At 55.1% G+C, this 23,832-nt stretch carries 11 protein-coding genes; 4 read left to right on the top strand and 7 right to left on the bottom strand.

Going from position 1 to position 23,832, the window contains the following annotated elements:
• Positions 1–376: 376 nt before the first annotated feature.
• Positions 377–2,017 carry a ShlB/FhaC/HecB family hemolysin secretion/activation protein gene (locus Pla100_RS10365; RefSeq protein ID WP_231602922.1) on the bottom strand — a complete coding sequence of 547 codons (1,641 nt, stop codon included), beginning with the start codon at positions 2,015–2,017 and terminating at the stop codon, positions 377–379.
• Between the two features lie 538 nt (positions 2,018–2,555).
• Between Pla100_RS10365 and Pla100_RS10370 the strand changes: the two genes are divergently transcribed.
• Positions 2,556–13,658, top strand: a complete 11,103-nt coding sequence (locus Pla100_RS10370; RefSeq protein WP_146577616.1) for a YDG domain-containing protein — start codon at positions 2,556–2,558, stop codon at positions 13,656–13,658.
• 20 nt (positions 13,659–13,678) lie between these two features.
• On the opposite strand, the gene Pla100_RS10375 is transcribed toward Pla100_RS10370, so the two are convergent.
• Positions 13,679–14,077: a Dabb family protein gene (locus Pla100_RS10375; RefSeq protein ID WP_146577617.1), complete on the bottom strand. Its 399-nt coding sequence runs from the start codon at positions 14,075–14,077 to the stop codon at positions 13,679–13,681.
• A gap of 431 nt (positions 14,078–14,508) precedes the next feature.
• Between Pla100_RS10375 and Pla100_RS10380 the strand changes: the two genes are divergently transcribed.
• Complete coding sequence (locus Pla100_RS10380; RefSeq protein ID WP_146577618.1) at positions 14,509–15,201, top strand: response regulator transcription factor; 693 nt, start codon at positions 14,509–14,511, stop codon at positions 15,199–15,201.
• 30 nt (positions 15,202–15,231) lie between these two features.
• Here Pla100_RS10380 and Pla100_RS10385 read toward each other — a convergent pair whose 3' ends face one another.
• From Pla100_RS10385 to Pla100_RS10405, 5 genes are all read right to left on the bottom strand, one after another.
• On the bottom strand, positions 15,232–15,465 hold the full coding sequence (locus tag Pla100_RS10385) for a hypothetical protein (RefSeq protein ID WP_146577619.1): 234 nt from the start codon (positions 15,463–15,465) through the stop codon (positions 15,232–15,234).
• Between the two features lie 9 nt (positions 15,466–15,474).
• Complete coding sequence (gene proC / locus Pla100_RS10390; RefSeq protein WP_146577620.1) at positions 15,475–16,305, bottom strand: pyrroline-5-carboxylate reductase; 831 nt, start codon at positions 16,303–16,305, stop codon at positions 15,475–15,477.
• A 4-nt stretch (positions 16,306–16,309) separates the two neighbouring features.
• A complete protein-coding gene (locus Pla100_RS10395; RefSeq protein WP_146577621.1) occupies positions 16,310–17,812 on the bottom strand; it encodes a serine/threonine-protein kinase in 1,503 nt (500 codons plus the stop codon).
• A gap of 64 nt (positions 17,813–17,876) precedes the next feature.
• Complete coding sequence (locus Pla100_RS10400) at positions 17,877–18,950, bottom strand: leucine-rich repeat domain-containing protein (protein WP_231602923.1); 1,074 nt, start codon at positions 18,948–18,950, stop codon at positions 17,877–17,879.
• Between the two features lie 72 nt (positions 18,951–19,022).
• Positions 19,023–19,943, bottom strand: a complete 921-nt coding sequence (locus tag Pla100_RS10405; protein WP_146577622.1) for a sigma-70 family RNA polymerase sigma factor — start codon at positions 19,941–19,943, stop codon at positions 19,023–19,025.
• 489 nt (positions 19,944–20,432) lie between these two features.
• Between Pla100_RS10405 and Pla100_RS10410 the strand changes: the two genes are divergently transcribed.
• Positions 20,433–20,885, top strand: a complete 453-nt coding sequence (locus Pla100_RS10410) for a CHAT domain-containing protein (RefSeq protein WP_146577623.1) — start codon at positions 20,433–20,435, stop codon at positions 20,883–20,885.
• Positions 20,886–21,022: 137 nt separating this feature from the next.
• A complete protein-coding gene (locus Pla100_RS10415; RefSeq protein ID WP_231602924.1) occupies positions 21,023–23,746 on the top strand; it encodes a tetratricopeptide repeat protein in 2,724 nt (907 codons plus the stop codon).
• Positions 23,747–23,832 lie beyond the last annotated feature (86 nt).

The following is a 23,832-nucleotide window of genomic DNA, read 5'->3' on the forward strand; positions in this document are numbered from 1 at the left end:
CCCGACGCATGACGGGCTGTTGATTTAGTCCTCATCGTAACCCGAAGCGTAAGCGAGGGATGAGTCAATATCAATTATCCCTCGCTTACGCAGCGGGTTACGAAAAAAGCGCAACTTCAAAACTCACGCTTCGGGTTACGATTAAATCAACAAGCCCGTGAGCGGGGGATGCCTTGGACTTGCCCGACTTCAACGAATCCCTCGCTCACCGGCGTGTTGATTTAGTCGAACACCGAATGACAACCATTAGCCGATGGGCGTTAGCCCCGGTTCGCGTTCGGTTAACCGCCGCTAACGCGGTACGGCTAATTAGATCAACAGCGTATTAGCGAGTTGCGGCCGATTAGGCAGGTAATGTTCGAACAAGCCCCGAAACTCACAAACGCGGTCCGGGAATCCACGTCAGGCCGAAGTGAGCGCGGTCGTTGCGGTCGGCGGCGTCGACGTCTTCGATTCCGAATCCGTAATCGAAGCGGGCGATCAAACGATCACTGAGTTGATACCTCGCACCGACCCCGGTGCTGAGGGCAAACGTGTAGGCATCTTCACCGGCAAACGGATCGGCGATGTAACCGTTTCCGACATCGACAAAGCCATACGCACGCAAGACCTTCGGACTTTCCGGAGTGCCCCAACGGAAAGTTCTGGGACCGAGCTCAAAATTGGCGATCCAACCGTGGTCGGCATTGAAGGCTCGTTGATCGGTGCCCCGGATCGAATCAAACCCGCCCAAACCCAACGTCTCGCTGAAGAGCAATCGTTCCGATGCCACTTGCCCCAAGAAACGAGTCGCCAACATCCAATCGTCGGCGATGATCTTTTGCATGTCATAACGCAACCGACCATAGACATAGTGCGGCGAAGTTCCCGGCCGGATGGTGTTGAACGCCGTCGTCGTGTGCGAACCGGACGTCCCCCCGGGACCGACGAAACCTTCCAGACTAAAGAATCGAAATTGATCCAGGTCCGTCCGCACCAAGTCATCGAAACCCATTCGCAATTGAAACAGATCGGCGGCCGAGTCGGAGATCGTCGTGCCATCGAACTCGAGGTTGTTGTTGGTCGACTTGAAATCCCAACCGAACGTTCCGTTTCGAAAATGATCCGGTCGCCGCACGAAATGTCGGATCAACGTCGAACCCACCTGCCAGCTTTCGCCGTTCTGACCTAAACCGCCGGCCAATTCCGGTACGACACCCGCCCAGCTTCCAAACAGGTTGAACGTGTAGTTGCGACTGATCGGTTGCGAAACGCTCAGCGAGTGAGCTTGCAGCAATCGAAACTCTTCGTCGGCGGTATATTGATACCCCAGCGTTGCTCCGGTTCCAAGTAAGTTGCCATACTGAAAACCGGCAAAGAAGCGTCCGTAGTTCAACGTCGACACGCCGGAATCGTCGATACCGGTATAGCCTCGCAGCGGACAAATATCATCAACCAAAAAACGGATGTCGGTCGTCCCTTCGCAGCTACCCTTCTCAAAGTCCACGCTGACACGGCGGAACGGGCTTTGGTTTAACCAGAACAAATCGTTCTCAAGATACGGTTCATAGATCCGGTCGCCACGCCGGGTGCAACGAATCCATCGGGCCGTTTCTTCACAACGAAAATGATCACCGCTTTCGACACGAATTCGCCCCACCCGCGATTCGATCACCACCAAATGCAAGGTTCCCGTCGTGATCCGTTGTTCGGGGATCAACACATCGACGATCGGCAGCTTTCGTTTGCGGTAAACATCGATGATGTCACGGCTGAGCTGATTGATCCTTCGCAGCGTGATCGGTTGACCGATCTGCGCTTCAATCAAATTGCGTATCTCGGATCGGTAAACCAACGAATCGCTTGCGACAAAGTCGTAATGAATTCCTGTTAAAGAATCGATCGAATCGTCCGTCGCGATCTTCTCATCGTCGTCGACAATTACGACCGCCTCAAGAGCACCGACAAGGACGCGATCATCCTGGGATCCCTCGGCGGGTCGCTCGGGGGTGGGAATGTCGACCGGGGCGCGAGGCACCGAGGGAACATCCAGCGGTTTGTAACGCTCGTAGGCCTGCCCCCATGCGGAAACGCTTGAACAAAACGCAATGCAGAAAGTTAAACCGACCCACGAAAACGTGCGTTTTAGCGCACGCGATGCCCCTTCGTTGCCCATTATCATTCCCAGCCCTGGAACGGAATTTCCTTACGCCCCATCATTCCGAGTACCCCGGAGCGTAAGAAACTCATCGTCCTTACGACCATGCTGGTAGCGTTGATGTTGCATGGATCGAAACGAATGATCAACAATCAGTTTAATAATAACGCTCTTAACACATGTCGCAACTGTATCTGCCAACTTGTCACTTAATTACCACGTTGAAGTTCTTCCGGCAAACATTCACTGTCTCTTCACCCGAAGACTCATCCGTAGTCGCTAGCGTCTTCGTGACTCGACTAAGCGGCACAGGCAATTCAAAGAACGCAGGCACAACGTTCGGGATCATCGCCAAAGTTTCCAAGGCACGATCTGGATCATCGATCCGATCCTCACGATCCCACTCCGGGGCAACAAAATGAAAAAGACTTCTAAAGAGATTTCGTCGGCACGTTCGTCTCATCGAACGATTCGTCGGCTGCGGGCACGTCGACACGTACTTGGCTTGATCGTCGCTTCGTCGGTGTTCGCCGGTCGCGATGCATCGGCGCAACTCCCGACGGGTGCTGATGTGATCGCCGGTCAAGCATCGATTGTGGCGGCGGGCAACGCTCTCGATGTGAACGCGTCCACCTCCCGGGCGATCGTCAACTGGGACTCGTTCAACGTCGGCGCGGGTAACGTCGCGAATTTCAACTTACCCGATGCCAACTCGGCCATCTTGAACCGGGTCACGTCACAAAACATGCCATCGACGATCGCGGGCACGGTGCAATCCAACGGAAACGTTTACCTGGTCAATCCTTCGGGCATCGTGGTCAGCAACTCGGGGATGATCAACACAAACGGATTTACCGCATCCACTTTCGACGTTGCCGATCAGGACTTCATGGCTGGCGGCGCGATGGCATTTAGCCGCAACGGATCGGCCGGTTCGATCGTCAACCACGGCACCATTCAAACGGGTGTAGGCGGTGCGCATTTGATCGCTAATGAGATCGCCAATCACGGTTCCATCACGACTACCGGCGGGAGTATCACGCTCAGCGGTGGCGGCGAGGTTACGCTCAACAACGGCATGACCTACGTCCAACCGTCGATGGAAACTTTGACCAATGGCATCAGCCCGACGGCAGGATTGATCAACAATACGGGACAAATCCGCGCCACCGGGGCGGCCACGTCCGGCGGCGAGGTGTATCTGGTCAATCCGAACGGAAAAATCCTCCACAATGGAACGATCGCGGCCTCCCGGAACGATTCATCGCAAGACGCTAATTCATCACGAGGCGGCAGCGTACGGATCGAAGCCGACGATATCACGTTGGCATCGGGCTCCGCGATCGACGTTCGCGGCACACATGGCGGCGGGACAGCGTTGATCGGTGGCGATTGGCAGGGCTCCGGCGAAATGACTCAGGCGACTTCCGTAACACTGCAAGCGGGCGCAGTCGTCGACGCATCGGCGACGGATTCCGGCGACGGCGGAACCATCGTCTTGTGGTCCGACATTACCAATCCCGAGTCAATCACCCGGGCGTTCGGGACGCTGCTCGCTCGAGCTGGTGATCTGTTTGGCGATGGCGGAAAGATCGAAACATCGGGCAATCAAATCGACACCAACGGCATCGTGGTCGACGCGGGTGCCCTGATTGGCAATGGCGGTCTGTGGCTGATTGACCCGTACAACTATGTCATCGATGCGATCGCGGCTGGCAACATTGTCAGCACGCTGAACACGGGCACGAGCGTTACCGTAACAACGACGGCCAACAATGCATCGCTAGGCAGCTCGGGAAACAATACAGATCTGGGCGACATTACCCTGACCAGCGACATCGTCACAGGCGCGATGTCTGGCGATGCAACGCTGACAATGCAAGCCGCACGGCACATCAACATCGGTGGAACGGTTGGCATTGACGCCACGCAGAACGGCAACACCGCGAAGCTGCACGTGCAATTGCTGGCCGACAGCGATCACTCGGGCGACGGGATCAATACTGTTACCGGTCAAGGGATCAAGACCAACGGCGGTGACTTGACATTCGGTGATGGGTCGACGGCGGTGATCGGTGGCGCCACGGTGCAAGTGGGCGGCGACCTTTACGTCACCGGCTCGGTCGCTCAGTCGATTGAAACCGGTGGTGGCGATATCACGATCAACGGCGAAACGATTGTTGCCAATTCGTCGGTTGCCGGGCTGACGTTTGATTCCAACGGCGGAAACATTGAATTCGGTGGCGTGCTGAACTCGGGCAATCAATACACCTACGTGGATGGCCCCGATGGCCAGGCGAATTCATGGGATTGGGCTCGGACGAACGCAAGGAATGGAACAGCAGGTGGTGCGGCACTCGGTGATAGCTACCTGGTCACGATCACGTCGCGACTGGAAAACGCGATCGCTGGTATTGCGGCCGACTATCGTGGGGCTTGGATCGGAGCGTATCGCCCTGATCCCGCCGGTTCGTACAATTGGCAATGGGTTGATGGACCCGAAGCGGGCCAAACCTTTTTTGTTCAAGCAGGCAGTGGTGCAGGAGGCGGAGGAACCGCGCAGCCCGGTTGGTATTCGAACTTCGGCACGGGCGAGCCTAATGGTGCCTTAGATGCCAATGGCGAAAGTCGAGGCCAATTCTTTGGTGATGAGGGACTTTGGAACGATCTGAGTGCAGGGACTACATTTTTGGGAACCCAAGACTCCATCTACTCCGTGCTCGGCTATGTCCGCGAAACGAATCTCGCGTCTTCTGCCATCACGATCAATGCTGGCTCCGGCTCGGTCACTTTTGACGGAGCGGTTGGTGGAAGCAAGGCACTGGCTTCGTTGACCACAACTGCGGGTACAGGCATTCAAATCAACGGCGGTGAGGTCAATACGACTGGAATTCAAACGTACAACAGTCCGGTTCTGCTGGGCGCGCACACGAACATCTCAACGATTCAAAGCGACATCATCTTTAACTCGACGGTCGATTCCAACAGCGCGGCCAACCCGTGGAATCTGACGGCCACGATTACACCCGGCAACACGTACTACTGGATCGATTGGACGTCATGGGATAGTGAGACCAAGACGGCAACGGGCACGATCACGGTCGGCGGGGATGTGATCACGGTTGAGTACCACAATCCCCAAGGTATTTTATATGCGCAGACTTCCGGTGGAACCAATTACTGGACTGGCTATCAAGGTGCAACTTTCAGCGGTGCCTCTCCCTACGTCAGTGCGAATGTGGCAAACGGTCCTTCTACCTCGGATATTATCCAACTGCAGTACGGTGGCTCACAAACATTGACGTTCAGCGAGTCGATCGAGAACCTTGCCTTTAGCATTGTGAGCATGAACGGGAATGGCTACGGCTTTGACCAGGATTTTGACATTGAATCCTATTCGGGATTCAATGGCGCAGGGCCAGGGTACTGGGGCGGCGGTAACCTGACCAAAGCGATCGTGGGGAACACATTTCAACTGAACGACGGCGGAGTCAATGGGTCTAGCATCGGTGTATATAGCGAACCGCACGGTACCATCCGCTTTGGCAATGCCTTTTCGCAACTGACATGGAACAGCCTGAGCAACGAACAGTGGAACGGCTTTACCATCGGCGTCAGCGGAACCAGTTCCACAGCTGGCAGTGTTCAGTTCAACGGAGCCGTGGGCAGCACCAATCCGATCGGTGATCTGACAGTCAACGCACAGGTCCAAACGACTGCTGACATCGCGGCGGCTGCGGCATTCGATGTTACGGGGCTGGCAAACCTGGGTGGCAGCATCACCACGACCGGCAGACAGAGCTTCGGCAGCGCCGTCACGCTTGGCACGGATCTGTCTCTGACCACGACCAGCAACGGCGAGATTAGCGCGACCAGTACCATCGACGGTTCACACGCTCTGATCATTAACGCAAATGGCACCGGCGATGTAACGCTCAATGGTGAAGTCGGCGCGACCGACGCGCTGACAGCGTTGACGGTCAATACTGCAACGAACACCGGCGATGTGACGCTCAGCAAAAATCAAAACGTGAACGGCGACCTTGGTGTCTTCGGCGGCGACATTGTGGTCGGTGGCAACATTAGCAAAACCACAACCTCTGATACGACGGTCAATCTTCAGGCAAGCGGAGCCATCACGGTCAACAGTGGCGTAGCGATTGGTGCAGCGGGGCAAACCGTCGATTTGATGATATCGAATGGTACGGCATCGAATCTGAACGGCGTCCTTGCTGGGAATGGCAGTCTGACCAAGAACGGCAGCGGCTTTCTGAGGATCAATACGGCTCAAACCTACAGCGGCAGCACGATCATCAACGACGGCATTCTGATGCTGGGTGCCAGCAATGTCATTCCCGATCTGTCGCGGTTGATCGTCAACACCAACGGCATCTTCAGCCTGAACAGCTTCAATGAAACGGTCGGTTCGCTCGAAGGTGACGGACTGATTGAGAATGGTTCGATCGTGCGTGATGGAATCGTGCTTTGGCTCGATGCGGGCAACGGTGCGTCTTACAGCGGAACAGGTACTACCTGGTATGACCTGAGCGGCAACGGCTACGACGGAACTCTCTATGGCAATCCTACTTACAATGCAGGCCAACGCCAGTTTGAGCTCACCAGTAACGCTCAGTACGCACAACTGGGCGCGTTACCAGCCAACTTCTTATCATCCGGCGACGGCGTGCTTGATGGATTGACGCTATTCACCGTCGCCGATTTTGGGTCAGCGAACATCTGGGAACGCATTGTTGACTTCGGCAATGGTTCGCCAGGGGACAACATCATTCTGTCGCGATTCGGCAATACCAATGCCGTCAACTTTGAGCTTTACCCTGGCACGAGCGGCGAGCAACATAAGGTTGACGTGACGGGCGCGAACACGCTGATTCCAGCGGGCGGCGGAGTTCGTAGTTATGCGGGCACGGCCGACGGAACGAACCTGCGTTTGTTCGCAAACGGTGGGCTGCAGATCACAACCGCCGACACTGCCCTTCCCAACGAAGTTGTGTTGAACAGCAACTACATCGGCAAGAGCAACTGGACAGTCGACGACACATTACGAGGCAGCATCGGTATCGTGCTGGTCTACGATCGCGCGTTGACCGGATCGGAAGTTCAACAAAACCACGCGGCCCTGATCGCGCGTTCGCCCGCAACTCTGACAGTCGGCGGAAATAATCTCAGCACCACCTTTGCAGGACGAATCGAAAACGGAGCCGATACACTGAATCTGGCCAAGATCGGCTCGGGCACTCTGACATTGACTGGTGAAAACAAATACTCCGGCACAACAACCATCAACGCCGGTTCGCTGCAGATCGGCAATGGCGGAAGTTCGGGCACACTGGGACTGGGCAACGTCATTAACAACGCCGACTTGCTGTTCAATCGAAGCGACAACATCACCGTCGCCAACAACATCAGTGGCACGGGTGATGTCGAAAAGGTTGGTGCGAACGACCTGACATTGACTGGTGCTTCCACGTATACCGGCAGCACAGCAATCAACAATGGCGATCTCACTTTCCAGAACAATGTCGCTCCTACAACCAGCGGCTTCACGGGCAGCGGTTCCGTTACTATTGAACCGACGAGCACCAGTCCCTTCGCTGTGACAAAAGCGTACAACTTCGCCAACACGATTTCGGAGTTCACGATCGGCAAGCAAGGCAACACGGCCAACATCACAGTCAGCGCTGGTCAGACCGTGAATGGCAATGTCAAGATTTTCGGCGGTGATGTGGCCCTCAACGGCGACCTCACATCCACGGCAACCGATGCGAACCTACTCGTGAAAGCCACGGGCAGTATCACGACAAACGACGGTCGCACGTTCTCGACCAACGGCGGCGACATCACGTTGTGGGCGGATTCCGACGCCACGGCTGGCGGGCAAATTATCATCGGTGACTTCAACAGTCTGTTGACTCAGGGCGGCAACATTACGCTGGCCGGGGGCGCGGATGTCGGCGGGTTACCCAGCGGTTTTGCTCAGGCCGAAGCCACCCAACTGAATGGCATTCGAGTCGACACGGATGTGCTCATCAGCTCGGCCGGTGGAGATATCACGATGGCGGGCGCTGGGGAGGCCACCCCTACCGGACAAGCGGTGGGAGTGTTGGTCAATTCAGGACAGATCAACAGCGGCAGTGGAAAAATCGCGATCACAGGCGTGTCCAACGATACCACGAATGGGTACAGCTATGGAATTCTCCTGAATCAACCATCTTCAACGACACTGATTACTTCAAGCAACACAACCGCCGATGCAATTCGCATTACCGGCGATGCGTCGGGCAGCACGACGACTGGCTCAAGCGGCATCCTGACATACTACAGTGACGGTAGCGGAAACGCCGGAACCTTTATTGAAGCCACCGGTGTCGGTGGCGGTATCAGCGTGATCGGCAAGGGAACGTCAAACGGCAGCGGCTCTGGCGGACTTGTTGGCGACGGCATTGAGCTGAACTACACGCGAATCCTCGCCAATGGCGGCCCGATCACGCTCAACGGATCAACGGCAGCAACGTCCGGCGATCCCGTCGGCATTTCGTTCAATCGTCGCGGCGGTACAAGTACTGTGGTGATTGGTTCAGCGGCCGGAACGGCGGTTCCAACATCAACCAGCGACATCACGTTCACCGCCGATGCCCTGTCAATCGCTGCCGGTCTGACAGTGAATACAACCGGCGGCTTGATTGTTGAACCGCTGGGCACCAGCTTCACATCGGCGCTGACATGGTCGCCTTCTAATCTGAGTACGCTGGAAAGTCTGCGCCTCGGTAAAGACGGCAACACCGCGAACATTACCATTGGCAGCAATCAAGTCGTCAGTGGAAACATCGAAATCTACGGTGGCGACATCGCGATCAATGGTGGATTGAACGCCAATGGAAACACGGTACTTCTGCAAGCGACAGGCAATGTGACTCAAGGCCCAGGATCTCTCTCGGCTGACAAACTTCTTGTCGTTGCTCCCGGGACCGCCTTACTCGCTCACAGCTTGAACGCCATCGGGACATTTGCCTTTGATGGCGGTGGTTTGACGCTGAACGAAATCGACGGATTCACCGTGGGGACCGTTGGCTCGACTAATGGCATTAACGCTTCGGGTTTCGTCGACGTGTCGACGCACACGGGCGATTTGATGATCAGTCAAAACATTGCCACCACAAATAGCACAGTAGCAGCAATCGTCCTCAACGCCGGGCAAGGGACGGCAGCAGGCACGTCAACCGGTGGTAACATTGTCGTTATTGGCTCACCAAGTATCACGACAGGCACTGGCGGTCGAGCCACCTTCTACACCGGTAGTATAGCGGGCAGTACCGGATTGACTGATTTGATCGGAAGCGGCAGTGGCAACTTCCGTTATAACAGCGACAAAGCGGCAAGCAACTTCTCGCTTCCCGTGGGCAACGGTTTGTTCGGCATTTATCGCGAACAGCCAACGATCAATGTGAGTGTTTCGGATGCCACGATCACTTATGGCGACTCGACGGCGGCGCTCACTCCTGCTGTCAGTGGAAGCGTCAACGGCGACGGACTGAGTCAAATTTTCGCGAGTCCCAGCGTTACAATTGGTGGCACGACTTCGACAAGCGGTAATCCCATCATCGGCCAACACTCGCTGACATCCAGTGGCACGACGGCGAGCCAGCTCGGCTACGCGATCGGCACGAGCACGGGCGGCATGTTGACCGTCAACCAAAAACAGATCACCACGCCACTGGTGATCGACAACAAAGAATACGACGGCACCACCAACGCCAGCTTCACGGCCACCGCCAACGGAGCGATTGTCGGAGACATAATGAACATCGGTGGCACGGCGACATTCACGGACAAGAACGTAGATGCCGGCAAGACGGTGAACATTGTCGGTCTTGAACTAACCGGCACCGATGCGAGCAACTACACCTTAGCCAATACGACCGATACGAGCACAGCCGACATTACCGCCAAATCGATCGCCGTTAGCGGTCTGACCGCTAACAACAAAATCTACGACGCAACGACCGTCGCCACGATCGATCACACCGGTGTCACCTTAACAGGCATGATCCACGGCGATGACTTAACCGTCTCAGGCACGTCGGGCGTCTTCGCGGACAAGAACGTCGACACCGGCAAAACGGTAACGTTGAGCGGGACGACCTATGGTGGCGTGGACGTGAACAACTACACGTTCGTGGATCAAGCGACCACCACGGCGGATATCACACAGAAATCATTAACTATCAGCGGGATGTCCGGCATCGACCGCGAGTACGATGCGACGACCGCGGCAACGGTCGATGCCATCGGTGCGATTTTAACAGGTCTTTTGGACGGCGACGTCGTTACGATCGCCGACGTCATCGGAACATTTGCCGATAAAAATGCGGGAGAAAACAAAACAATCACGATTACCGGCTCAACCCTGGGTGGTGCTGACCTGGGCAACTATTCCATCACGAACCAACCCACTGCCACCGCCGATATCACCCCAAAGTCGCTGACGATTAGCGGCCTGACTGCGGCCGACAAAGTCTACGACGCGACCGCCACGGCGATCGTCGATGATTCCGGCATTAACTTCAATGGGCTGCTCGGCGGCGATACGGTTTCGATCGATACGCTGTCCGGTACCTTCAGTGACAAAAACGTCGGCGTGGGCAAAACGGTCACGATCGCCACGACTTACGCGGGCTCTGATGTGAACAACTATTCGATCACGGATCAAGCCACGACGACCGCTTCCATCTCGCCGCGAGCCATCGCGATCCAGGGCGTTACCGCCGACGACAAAGTCTACGATAGCACCACATCGGCAACACTCTCGGGAACCGCAACCGCCGATACATTTTCTGGAGATGACGTATCGATCCAAACGAACTACATCGCGAACTTTGCAACCAAGGACGTCGCTAGCGGCCAAACCGTCACGGTGACTGGATTCGATCTGTCCGGTGCCGACGCGAGCAACTACGCGCTGTCGCAGCCCACCGGTTTGTCCGCCGACATCACCCCCGCGCCGCTGACGGTTACCGCAAACCACGACAGCAAGTTTGTGACCAAGTCCGATATCGCGGGCTATGCCGGTGCGTCCTTCCATGGGTTCGTCGGCAACGAAGGGGTCGGTGAACTCGGCGGGGCACTGACCATCACGCGCGTCGGTGTCGATGAAGCCGCCGGTACGTATTCCGGGGTTCTTTCGCCGGGCGGTTTGACATCGACCAACTACGCGATCTCGTTCGTCGAGGGTGACTACACGATCGTCCCCGCCGAACAGTTCTTGATCCGATTCGGCAATTCCGAGTCGACTTACGGCGATGCGATGAGTTTTGGTTTCTTGTCGGCTCAATACATGGATGCGGGATTGACGGTCACGAGCTTAACTCCGACGGTCAACGGCAATCAATACGCGTTCAACGATGGCGTCGGAGGGAGTGCATCCTTCGTGATCGGGTTGAACTCGCCCACGCTCAGCAGCAGCGGCCACGCAACTACCGGCTCCTATGGATTGACGATGGGAGACCTCATCGCCAGCGGCGGAAACTTTAGCAACGACATCAACTTGATCGGATCGCACACGATCCACCGCGCCGAACTGATCATTGGTGCCAGCGGCGTCAGCAAGGTTTACGACGGGAACGTCGCAATGAACAATCTTTCGCTCACCCTGAACGGTTGGCTCGCCGGAGACTCCGTCACGGTCAGCGGACAAGGCAGCTACGAGTTTCGCGATGTGGGAACCGGCTTGAACTACACCGTCGGAAACTTGGCATTGTCCGGAGCCGATGCCGACAACTACGTCCTCATCGGCGGAACGGTTTTTGACGGAAACGACGGCGTGATCACACCCAAGCACGTGACAATTACCGCGCCGACGATGACGAAAGTTTATGACGGCAACACAAACATCGCTCCAACGATCGACCAACTGCAAAACTGGACCAACCAACTCGGCATCGATGGCGATACGTTCGATGGGTTGACCTTGACGTTTGACAATAAGAACGTCGGCGTGAACAAAACGCTAACACCATCTTCCTCGATCATCGACGACGGCAACGGGGGTGCGAACTACGTGGTTAATTTCGAACAAAGTTTCGATAACGTAATCACGCGGCTAAACAGTGTCACGTGGATCGGCGGTGCCAACGGCGATTGGAACGACCCGGCCAATTGGGCCGGCGGCGCGGTCCCCGACTTGGCCAACGTTGCCAACGTGATCATCCCACATGGCGTGACCCCGATGTTCGGTTCTCATGTCGCCGGTCCGGTGCAATTGGATTCCTTCAGCGGGGGCAGCTTGCAACTTGATGGCGGCGTGTTGGATGTCTTCGGCTTGTTTCAAGCCGACACGCTGACCCAAAACGGCGGCACCCTGAAGGCCAGCGAAATGACGATTACCGACTTCGCACAGCACGGTGGCGGAATCGAAGTCGGCGGCGACTTCACGGTCACCAACACCTTCGCTCAAGACGCCGGTGGCACGATCGACGTCGGTGGTTTGGCCGATATCACGCACCACGGCGGTGACTTAATTGTACGACATCTCAACGCCGGCAACGCGTCCTTGAACAGTCCCGATGGAGGCACGCATCTGGGCAACTTGAACATCGACGAAAATCTTCAGATCAATGCCAACGGTGATGTCACTCAAGATCCGACAGGAACCTTGTACGTCGGCCAAACAACGACCATCGATGCCGCCGGTCGGATCATCTTGGACGGTTCCAACAACGACTTCGCCGGACCGGTCCACTTGGACGGTACCGAAATCACCATTCACGATCATCACGGCGGCTTGGTCTTAGGAAACGTGCAAACTCCAGGGAAGCTCAACGTCACCACCACCAACGGTGATTTGACGCAAACGATCGATAGCCGCATCACCGTCGGTGACGAGACTCAACTCAACGTCGACGGCGATGTCCACTTGCGAGGCAAGCAGAACGAATTCGTCGGCGTGGTTCACGTCGACGCCCGAAATGCTGAGATCGCACAATCCGTCGGTGATCTGATCCTGGGCACGGTTCGGATCGTGGATCATTTTTGGGCTGAATCGACCAAGGGCAAGATCACGCAATCGAGCACCGCCACGATTGAAATCGGCGGTGATACGTCGCTGAAGTCCCAACGTCCGATCGAACTCAAGAATCAATCGAATCGATTCGGCGGCCCGATCACCGTCGACGCACCCTTGTTCGACATTCAATCGGTCGACCCGCTGACGTTCATCCGCACCGGGGTGTCGCTAGCCGGTGAAGTCGGCGCTCGCACCAACGGCGAAACGGTTCGTGATTCGATCGTCCGACCTTCCAACACGAACCAGGACTCCACCGGAACCAGCCAGTCCAACTCCGCACCGACACCATGGTCCGATCGGACCGAAGATCTGTTGACGAGCGGCTTGAATCGTTCGATCCAAGACTCAACGCCCAACGTCTTGCAACCAGTACATATCGATCAAAGTACCAACGAAGTGTTGATCGTTGATCGTTCGGGACTTTCCGAGCAAGACCAATAAGAGCCTATCCCGCGTGGGGATTACTTCGCCCAGTAATCAATCACGACGACCTTTTCCATGTGAGGCTTGAGGACTTCGACGAATGCCTTATGGGCAGGGTGCGGCAGGTAGATTGCTCGGTCCGCTTCACTATCAAACGTCACCAAGAAACAGTGCGTCAGACCATCGTTGAGCCCCTCGGGGCTGTTGTTGAGACCGTATTCGAAATCGGCGATCTCGGGGATCTGACCGGGCAATTGGGCGAACGCATCGACGACGCCTTGAACCTCCGCTTCGGTGCTGGATTCCTTGAAACCGAACATGACCACGTGACGCAATTTTTTAGCTTCGTCGCTCGAATCCGAACCGGTGGCGGGCATGGGCATGTTGTAGATTCCAAGAACGAGTAAACCGAGAACACTGAGGAGGACTTTCTTCATCGGATGTTTTTCCTATCAGGGGGATGGGTGGGGACGGGAACGAGATGCGTCAGCTAAGCACGTCGTGCGATATTTTTTCGCCTAACTGAATTGTCTAACCCCAGTTAAGTGGGAACCGTGGCTAGCGGGCTCGTGGCTAGCGGGCTGTTGATTAAATCGTAACCCGAAGCGTGAGCGAGAGATATATAAAGAGGTTTTAATGGCGTTGAATCCCTCGCTCACGCTTCGGGTTACGATGAAAACTAAATCAACAGACCGCTAGCGCCAAATCGTCTAAGAAACCGAATCTCTTCATTGGACATGCTAGGATAGTCGCTTCACCGAATATTAACCCAAGTTTCTCCATTTACGGCACGACTTGGGCGCTGCGAAGAACACGCTCATTGACCAAGATGGCGGCTCTTTCGGAAACTTCCTCGCTGTGCAAACGAATGTCGAAAACCAAAGTTCTGGTCGTTGAAGACTACTTACCACTTGTCGAAACGCTCGAATATCAACTCAAGCGTGCCGGCTATGAAGTTTACCGGGCCGGCGACGGTCGTGAAGCCCTGAAACAGGCCAAGCTGATCCTTCCCGATTTGATCATCTTGGACGTCGACTTGCCCGTGCTCAGCGGTGTGGAGGTCTGCAAACAATTGCGGGCCAACCCGGCAACCCGCGACACGTTGATCATGATGTTATCCGCCCTCGGCGAAGAATCCGATCAAGTCGTCGGGTTTGCCATGGGAGCCGATGATTACATCGTCAAACCGGTCGAAAGCTACAAGGTCTTGTTACAAAAAGTCAAAGCCTTGCTACGACGTCGCGAGCCCGCCGTTGACGACAACGACTCGGTCAGCCATTTCGGCGTGACCGTCGACCGCAGGCGGTTCGTCGTCACGATCGCTGAGGAACCCTTGAAGTTGACCAAGAGTGAGTTTCGATTGCTCGAAACCTTGATACGACAACCTGGACGAGCGTTCGATCGCAACGAACTCGTCGAAGCTGCCCTGGGCGAAGATACGCTCGTACTGGAGCGAACGATCGACGTTCATATCCGGGCCCTGCGGAAAAAGATGGGCGACGCGGCGGACTTGATCGAGACCGTCCGAGGCGTCGGTTATCGGTTCCGCGAACCGGAATGAAGCGATCGAGTTGATTCAAACTCGCGATCTTTATTCAAACTCGCCTTCATCCCTCGGGTCGCCGCACCATTGATTTAGGGCTTCGATAACCCGGTCGCGGTCATGGTGGCTCGTCCACAACGAATCGTCGACGTCCAACCGAATTTCGTAATAGCCTTCCCGAACGCAGTCCTCTTCACCACAAAAGTGCGGCAAATCGGCCACCCATACGATTCGGTAAAGCGGAACATGTTTGTCGTCGACTTTGATCAGCGGTTCGTGCATGGGCGGGGGTCACTTGAGTTCTCGGCTGCGTCGGGCGGCTGCGGCCACGGCATCGATCATGGCGGCGCGGGCTCCATTTTGTTCCAGACTTCGCACCGCCGCAATGGTCGTGCCTCCGGGGCTACAAACATTGTCCTTGAGTTGCCCCGGGTGCAACCCCGTGTCGCGGACCATTTTGGCGGCCCCGAGCATGGTTTGCGTGGCCAGTTCCAGCGCCGTTTGCCGGGGCAGTCCTTCGGCGACGCCGCCGTCGGCAAGTGCTTCGATCAGCAAAAACATATACGCCGGGCCGGAACCGCTGACCGCCGTGACCGCATCCATTTGGGACTCGGATACCTGTGTGACGTAACCGACGCTAGCTAGCATTTTTTCGACATTGTCCACATCCGATGGTGTCACTCCGTCGGCACAACAAAATCCGGCAGCACCTTCGCCGACCAGACTCGGTGTGTTGGGCATCACCCGCACGACGCGGTCGTGCCCTACTCCGGCGACCAAGGTACCGAGCTGTAAACCTGCGGCGATGGAAATCACTAACTTGTCACCGAAGTTGTACGCTTCGTTTTCGAACACATGGCTCATCACGTGCGGCTTGACCGCCAACAAAACCAAGTCCGCATTGTCCATCGCGGCGACGATTCCGGATGCCTCGGTGCCGGAGGTTTGACATCCTGAATACGTTTGCGACCACCAATCCCGTGAGCTTGCGGTCGGTTCAATGACGGCGATTTGATTGGGCGAGAGGGCTTCTTTGGCGATCATCCCGCCGATCAGCGCGCGGGCCATCTGGCCACCGCCGACTGAAGTGAGTTTAGCGACGGTGAGTTTGGAAATCGTCATGAGCTCAATAAGTGCCGGCGGCACGTTTCTCCGTGTTGGCCAATAATTTGATCAATGCCATTCGTAATTGCTTGACCCGCAAGGGTAACGGCAACAACGCACGGTTGGAACCACGTTTTGCGCGGGCGACAATATGCGTTTGCGAAGGATCAACTAACAAGACGGCCGGAATAGACGCGGTATCTTCGTTATCGGCAAAGGCATTGAAGGCATCCAATGCATCGTTTCCGAGTTCGCCCGCACCGAAGATCACGCAGTCGGCCGGCTTATCGACCGCGTCGCTGAATCGCCCCAACGCCCGGCGGGGATCCGAAATGATCAACACTCGATACCCTTGCGCCTTGAGTCGCTCGCGGACGGCGTTTTGCAGTGAGGTTTTTGATTCGACCAACATCACGACATAACCGACCCCTTCATTGGTAATGACCTTATCATCGCCGACGTCCTCGGCGTTAACTTTCTCGCCCGGAAGCTGCTCTGTCCGTTCACCGCCACGTTTGAGTTCTTCCAAAACACCCTTGACCGCTTGATGCAACGCGGCGGCGGATTGAATTCGCAGCGCAGGATTGAACTCCATCGCGTTCAGAAGCAATTGATTAACCACGCCGGGTAAATCGGGCACATGATCGAAGATCGGTTGGATGTCACGAAAACGGTTGACGTTCAAACGCTGAATTCGGTCACGCGTCTCCGATAGCGCCGGAACCCCGGCGAGCATGTGGTAGAGCATGTTTCCGGCAAAGAACACGTCGCTGCGTGGGTCGTCTTTGCGAACGCTCGTACCACGTTCGAGCGCCGCGTAGTCGATCGCCCGCGCGTTGGGACAATCGGCAACCTGTTCCGGGTTACTTCGGTCGGCCAACGCTGCCAAACCGAAATCCACCAGTTTCGCCACACCGCCCGAAGTGATCAACACATTGGAAAGTTTTAAGTCACGGTGAGATATACCAAGTCCCGCCGCGAATGCCAAACCTGCGGCGACTTCGCCGATCAGCTTGAGCGCGAGCTCATAAGGTAACTTGCCTCGGATACGCACCAACTCGCGCATCGTTTGCCCTTCAACAAACTCCATCACGAGGAACGGATTGCGTTTATCATCGACGACATCATTGATCCTCACAATGTTCGGGTGGGTGAGTTTCAAACCCATTTTGCCTTCGCGAAGAAACTGCTCGAGCTCTTTGGGCTCGTCACGGAATCGCTTGCGGAGCACCTTGACCGCGAACACCTGCCCGTCCAATTCGGCGCGGTAAACCCGCGCGAACGTTCCCGCACCGATCAGATACAAGACTTTGTACTTGCCGTAAAAGAATCCCGTGCGATCGCCTCGGACAATTTTCTCCGCTTGCAAGGTGGTCACCAATCCACGTCGCTGCAGCATGTCGATCATCTGAGTTAACGGGACTTCGCCCACGCCTAATTCACTGACGGCCCGGTCCACTTCCCACCGGTCGGCAACTCCAACGGAAACGGCGCGTTCGGCAAATTCTTCGGCGGTGATGGACATGCTGGCAACATCGGGACGAACTGCCCGATCGGACGAACTGTGAAAAGGAAAAGGTGAACGCGGTTTATTTTTTCGCCCGCTGGTATTCGTGCAAGTCGACGCCGCACTCTTGAAGCGACTTCTTGGCCGACTCCCACTTCGGATCGCTAATTTGATCAGGGCTCAAGTAAACATCCAAATAGGGGGCAAAACGGCGGTCCGCCTGGGCGTCTTTTTGACACATCTGCACTAATGGATCGAGTGATTCGATCGGGTTGCCCGGCATGATCAACATGTCCAAGTCGTTCAGCGAAGTGATCGGGGCGAGCGACTTGACTTGATTGTCGGAAATCTCCAACGTCGTCAACCACGACAAACCCGATACCGGTGTCAAATCCCTTACCTGATTCCCGGCTACGTCGAGTGACCAAATCTTCGACAACTTGGCAATCGGCTCGAGCGACTCGATTCGGTTGTCGGCGACGTACAAGGTACGAAGGTTTTCCATCGCCTGAAGTGGTTCGAGCGATTCGACCTGGTTGCCGGACAAGTCGAGCAACTGCATCGCGGTGAGTGCCTTGAGCGGCGAAATGTCTTTGATTTCATTGCCCGCCAACGTGACACTTTGTAATCGATTCAAAGACGCGATCGGCTTCAGGTCCTGAATTTGGTTATCAGCCAAATCAACTAGCATCAACGACTTGCAATGTTGCAATCCCTCGAGATTCTTGATGCCCTTGCCAACACCCACCACGCGGGAAATGCGGGCGACGTCTTCGGCCGTGATCGGCTCCTCGTTGTTGCGTTTGGCGAACACTTCGGCCCGGACGGCCTGTTCCAAGGCTTTGTCGGGAAAAATGGATACGACCGATGGCTTGGGCTCTTCTTTCTTTGGCGGCGGATCTTTTTTGGTCGGTTTGTCTTTTTTGGCGACCGGTTTCTCGGCTGCCTTAGCAGGCTTTTCTACTGGTTTTGCCGGATTCGCCTTCTTCGCCGGATCAACTTCTTTCGGAGCCTCGATTTTTTTCTCGTCGTCGGCCGCAGCGGCAACGATCGGCCCGCAAATGCTGGTAATCGCCAACGCGATGCCAACCATTACGGCAATGATACGTGAGAAAACGGGCGTGTGGAATCGGTTCTGCAAGCTGGATAGGTTCATGGAACACAGGTCAGTGGCATGGAGAAAACGGGACAAAGTTTCCCTCCATCATAGTCGCTTCGGGGCCGGCGACTACAACAGGCCAAAGTCGCGTGGATCGGTTAATCCGTCCGCCAGACGGCGCAGGGCTTCGGTTTCGATCTGACGAACCCGCTCCCGCGTTAACCCCAACTCCGCCCCGATCTCTTTGAGGGTCATCGGTTCAGCACCACCGAGCCCGAACCGGAGCTTCAAGACCATCGAATCGCGTTCATCGAGATCGTCGAGCAGACTCATGGCGTGTTTCAAAATGTCATGATCGAGCATCTCGTCGTCAGGGGCCTTTTGACGCTCGTCCATCACCATATCGCCGAGCGACCAACCCGATTCGGACTGGTCACTTTGGGGCGTCGAGTTGTTGATCTTGATCGCCTTGCGAATGATCGGCAATTTCTTCTTCGGAACGCCGAGAACGCGGGCGACCTCTTCGTTGGTCGGTGTGCGACCGAGCTCTTCACTCAATCGCGCCGTCGCTCGCCGCCACTTGCTGAGCAGTTCGACCATGTAAGCGGGAATACGAATCGTCTTGGCACTGTTGATCAGTGCCCGTTTGATCGACTGCTTGATCCAATAGCTCGCGTAAGTGCTAAACCGCGTCCCGTGGGCCGGGTCGAATCCCTCGACCGCTCGCAACAAACCAAGATTCCCTTCCTCGATCAGATCTTGCAAGCCGAGCCCTTTGCCGGTGTAGCCCCGAGAGATGTTGACGACCAATCGCAAGTTCGCCCTCACCATTTGGTCGCGAGCCATCACGTCCCCCTGAGCGATCCGCGCGGCCAACTGTGTCTCCTCTTCACCGGACAAAAGCGGCGTTTCGTTGATCTCTCGCAGGTAAGTTTCCAGCGGCGACTGAGCCGCTTCGCCACGGCGGGACGGTTTGGCGGAAGCTTTTCGACGCGAAGTGGACTTGAGCAGCGCGACTTCGTCCTGCTCGAGAGAATCTGAAAACGACATTTCGACGGTCCGATCGGAAGGGGAGGTTCATGGATCAATGTTGTTTTCGGTCGGTTTCCTTGATGGAATCGAAGATTTGGAAATATCTTCAGCTTGTGCGGATCACAACGATTATCGGCCGCTTTGCCGGTCCGGCAAAAACGGAGGGCAGACCCAAGATCGGCGAGATATGGTGTTTCTGGCTAGGGGCAAAATCGAAATTTCACGCCTGAGGCGGTATCCTTGCACGAGTGCTGATCCGCAATCATGGAAAACTTTCTTTTATCTTGTCCGGTAAGATCGAAAAATGCGTCTGCGTTAGAATCGAGGCTAAGCTAAAACAGCCAAAAATTCCACACGGACCAACCATCGCCGATTTCGGAGGGAATGCCGATGAAAAACTTATTTTGAGGTTTACTGCTGGTCACGTTTGGTACCGTCTCGGCGACAACTTCCACGCGGGACCTCTGAATTTGAATACAACAACTAAAATCACGAAGAAATGAACCTATGTTATCTGGTCGTTCAGACTCACGGATTCTTCTTAGTCGATCCGAACAAACGCCGAAGGTAGGCAAACTCGCGGAATCCGCAGCGACTTCAGCCAATGAAATAGCTGCCTCTCACTCGATCTTTCCACGATCGCCATCGAATGCGGAGATTGTCACTGCGGCATCGGGCTACAGTTCACCGGATCTAAGTCGTCCTTTTTCGAGAAGCGACTTGCAGCAGGCCTTCCGAATGGCGGACGCGGAATCCGTGGTTTCTACGCTATGGCAGATCCACGACCGCGAAAGTGCATGGTTGATGGGTAAATTTTTCCAAAATCTCGCGACCGGATTGTCGCGTTCGGCGTCATTACGAGCAGCTCAGCTCGAACAAATACAGCAGCGCAAGGCACGTTTCGGAGCCGCATACCCGTACTACTGGGCGGCATTCACCGTGACGGGAAACGACCAATGATACGATTTCCAGAAAATCGAATCTGCCTGCCCGCGTTCCAACTCAACAAGACCGCTGAAAGATTCGTTGCTTTTCTACCCACGATCCTGTTCGCAACCGCACTGACGTTCCTCAACCATCATGCGTTGGCGTTGGACGTGATTCCGATTCGCGTGTCGGCCTCGCCCGGCAAAATCATGGACGGCCCAAGGGTCATCGAAGAGGTCGCCAGCGGCACACCACTCTGGGCGGAAGAACGAGGAAAGAATGGTTGGTGGCTGGTCACCGCGCCCGTCGCGAAAAAGCAGGGTTGGATTCATGTCAGTGACATTGTGTTTCCACAATACTCGGCCCGTCAACGTGAGCAGCTTCAACTAGCTGACCAACTTCATAGTCAACACTTCGCATTGAAGAAATCAAAAGACTTCGATGGAGCAATCACAAAATTGAAACAGGCAATCGCAGCCACCGAATCACTATTCGACGTAGACCATCCGGAAGTGAACGACTATCGGGAGTCTCTAGCGTTGTGCATGAATGCCATAGGAGACACGCAAGAAGCGATAGACATTATCGCGCGCGTAAGGACTTCTTGGGAGAAGACCCTGGGCACACAACACCCCTACGTTTTGAGAGCTCTTTTCAACCCAGCATTCTGGCTCAAACGAGTCGGGAGAAACGCGGAAGCCGAGGCGATGCTCAAGGAGTCGTTCACTCGAAGAAATACGCATTATGGTCCGCATCACAAAAAGACACTCGACGCATTATCGTCGCTGGCTGACATTACAACGTGGCACAGTGGTGACATGGCTCAGGCGAGAGAATATTACCAACTACTTGTCGACGGCTACACGAAGACGCTTGACGAGTTTGATGTCGATCGCGTTGAAGCGACTATGGATTTAGCAGATGCGACGCTTCGCCTCGGTCGGTTCGATGAAGGCCGTAAACTGTACGATGACACGCTAGAAAAGTTGATCGAAAGGTACGGCGAAAAGCATGAAAACGTACTTTCGGCGATGGCATCCTATGCTCTCGGATTGAGTAATGCCCCACTCGGGAATGGCCCGATCACACTGAGTTCGACATGGTCGTTTGAAGCTGGGTCGGGTTATGAGGAACTGCTTCTTAAAGCGAGATCGCTTCGACGCGAAATCGTGAAAGTTCGAGTTGAGACCCTGGGCCCTGACCATGCCAAGACACTTGAGGCTCAATCACTTCTTGCCGACAACTTGAGTAGCTCTCTACACAACAGCGTAATTGACAAAGATGCACTTCGGGAATCTGTGCAGTTGCGTCGATTAATGCTTGCAAAAAAACGCGAACTTTTTGGCGACGAACACAAGGAAACAACCGAGTCAGTCGATGCTTTGATCAAGGCGCTAGACCAGTCCGAACTTTACGAAGAAGCGATGCAACATCGTCGTTATCGCTACGAGCGGGCGTTGGAGCTTCATGGCCCGAAAGCCACTGAAACTTTGGTTACTGGCGTGGAAGTAGTGCGTGGGATGGTTCTGAATGGAAAAACACCAGAAGCACGCCAAGAATGCGATCGCATTCTTGATTTGTGCTTGCAGGATCCGTTGAACAATTACCGCGCAGTCTACGCAATCGATGAGGTTCTCTCAGACCTCGGTGACGCCGGAGCGATACTAGATCTGTGGGATACCTATTATCGAGAACTTCGACAACGCGAAGTGCTGGAAACTTACATTGGTATGCGCACAGCGCAGAAAGTCGCCGCAGTTGAAATGAGTCATGGTTTCATCGATCGGGCCAAATCCATCATTGCGGATCTGATTCCCGTGTACCAAAAGCAGCTGTCGGATGACAGTCAATGGGACAATTTTACTCGCCATTGGAGGGCTACCCAAATCGCCGTTATTTGTAGTCAAGTAGGCCTCGATGATGCGTCGTTACGATTTCACCAAATCGCATTTGACCTCGGGATGAACAGAGGATCAGCTTCCGGTGTGGAGTATCTCAATCTAGGTGTCACATTTTCAGACGCGGGGCGCCCCCACGAAGCCCGTCCTCTATTGGCTCGGGCGTTGGAACTCAGTTCCCTTGATGACAATAGTTCGAATCAGGTTCTTCCGACTTGCATATCCGCGTACGCTTCTGTGCTGCTCGAGTTAGGTGATCATGATACCATCAAACAGTTAACGATTCAGCTCGCCGAGGTTTTCGCGAAAGCTCTTGAAGTAAAGGACCCTGGAGTCCTCCGCCAAATTCATTATGCCGGGCAGTCGCTCGCCCGTGCCGGACAACATGAAGAAGTTCTGGAGATCCTGAATCGGTCCGTGCCACTCTTGCTTGAACTTTTGCCGGAAACTCACGTTTACTCTCAACATTCGAGGGAGGTCTATTCGGAAGTTCTTTTGAGGGCTGGCAAACCACTGGATGCGTTTCAAGTAATCGATCAATCGCGAGTCGCCTCGCGAGCCTTTATCGCCTCATCGCTGCCGTTGATAACACCGAACGAGCAATTTCAATTTTTGACAACGAAAGATCAAGCCAAGTTAGAAAAGGCACTTTCGTTGGCGGTACACCTGAAAAATCAATCTGAAGTCGCAGAAAAATCAGCAGGCTGGCTTTTAAACTCCAAGGCGCTAACCCAAGAGACAGTTGGTAAAACGACGCTGACTTCAGATCCCCGAGTGACCAAACTGGTCCGCGAGCTGAGAGACGTCAATGGTGAACTGGCGGCGCTGACCTATCAACCCGCGTCGGAACAATCGGCCATTCGCCTATCAGCGCTCAAATCGCAACAAAGATCGCTGCATCGCAGGTTATCGACTGCCGGATTGAATTTGAGCGTTTCCGACCAATGGGTCAAACTAGACCTCAATCAAGCGAAGCTTGATTTGCGATTTATTTAGAAAACTCGAAAACCCTCGGCGTTTTACGCGTGTATTGCAGGTTACTAAGACTTCAATCCACGCACGCAAACGAGGGTTTCGAGTGA

This window comes from Neorhodopirellula pilleata (assembly GCF_007859915.1).
Taxonomy (GTDB): domain Bacteria; phylum Planctomycetota; class Planctomycetia; order Pirellulales; family Pirellulaceae; genus Rhodopirellula; species Rhodopirellula pilleata.

Excerpts from the sequence above, each read along its gene's own strand:
- Pla100_RS10370 (WP_146577616.1), top strand. The coding sequence starts at position 2,556 with ATGAAAAAGACTTCTAAAGAGATTTCGTCGGCACGTTCGTCTCATCGA.
- Pla100_RS10375 (WP_146577617.1), bottom strand. The coding sequence starts at position 14,077 with ATGAAGAAAGTCCTCCTCAGTGTTCTCGGTTTACTCGTTCTTGGAATC.
- Pla100_RS10380 (WP_146577618.1), top strand. The coding sequence starts at position 14,509 with ATGTCGAAAACCAAAGTTCTGGTCGTTGAAGACTACTTACCACTTGTC.
- Pla100_RS10385 (WP_146577619.1), bottom strand. The coding sequence starts at position 15,465 with ATGCACGAACCGCTGATCAAAGTCGACGACAAACATGTTCCGCTTTAC.
- proC (WP_146577620.1), bottom strand. The coding sequence starts at position 16,305 with ATGACGATTTCCAAACTCACCGTCGCTAAACTCACTTCAGTCGGCGGT.
- Pla100_RS10395 (WP_146577621.1), bottom strand. The coding sequence starts at position 17,812 with ATGTCCATCACCGCCGAAGAATTTGCCGAACGCGCCGTTTCCGTTGGA.
- Pla100_RS10400 (WP_231602923.1), bottom strand. The coding sequence starts at position 18,950 with ATGAACCTATCCAGCTTGCAGAACCGATTCCACACGCCCGTTTTCTCA.
- Pla100_RS10405 (WP_146577622.1), bottom strand. The coding sequence starts at position 19,943 with ATGTCGTTTTCAGATTCTCTCGAGCAGGACGAAGTCGCGCTGCTCAAG.
- Pla100_RS10410 (WP_146577623.1), top strand. The coding sequence starts at position 20,433 with ATGTTATCTGGTCGTTCAGACTCACGGATTCTTCTTAGTCGATCCGAA.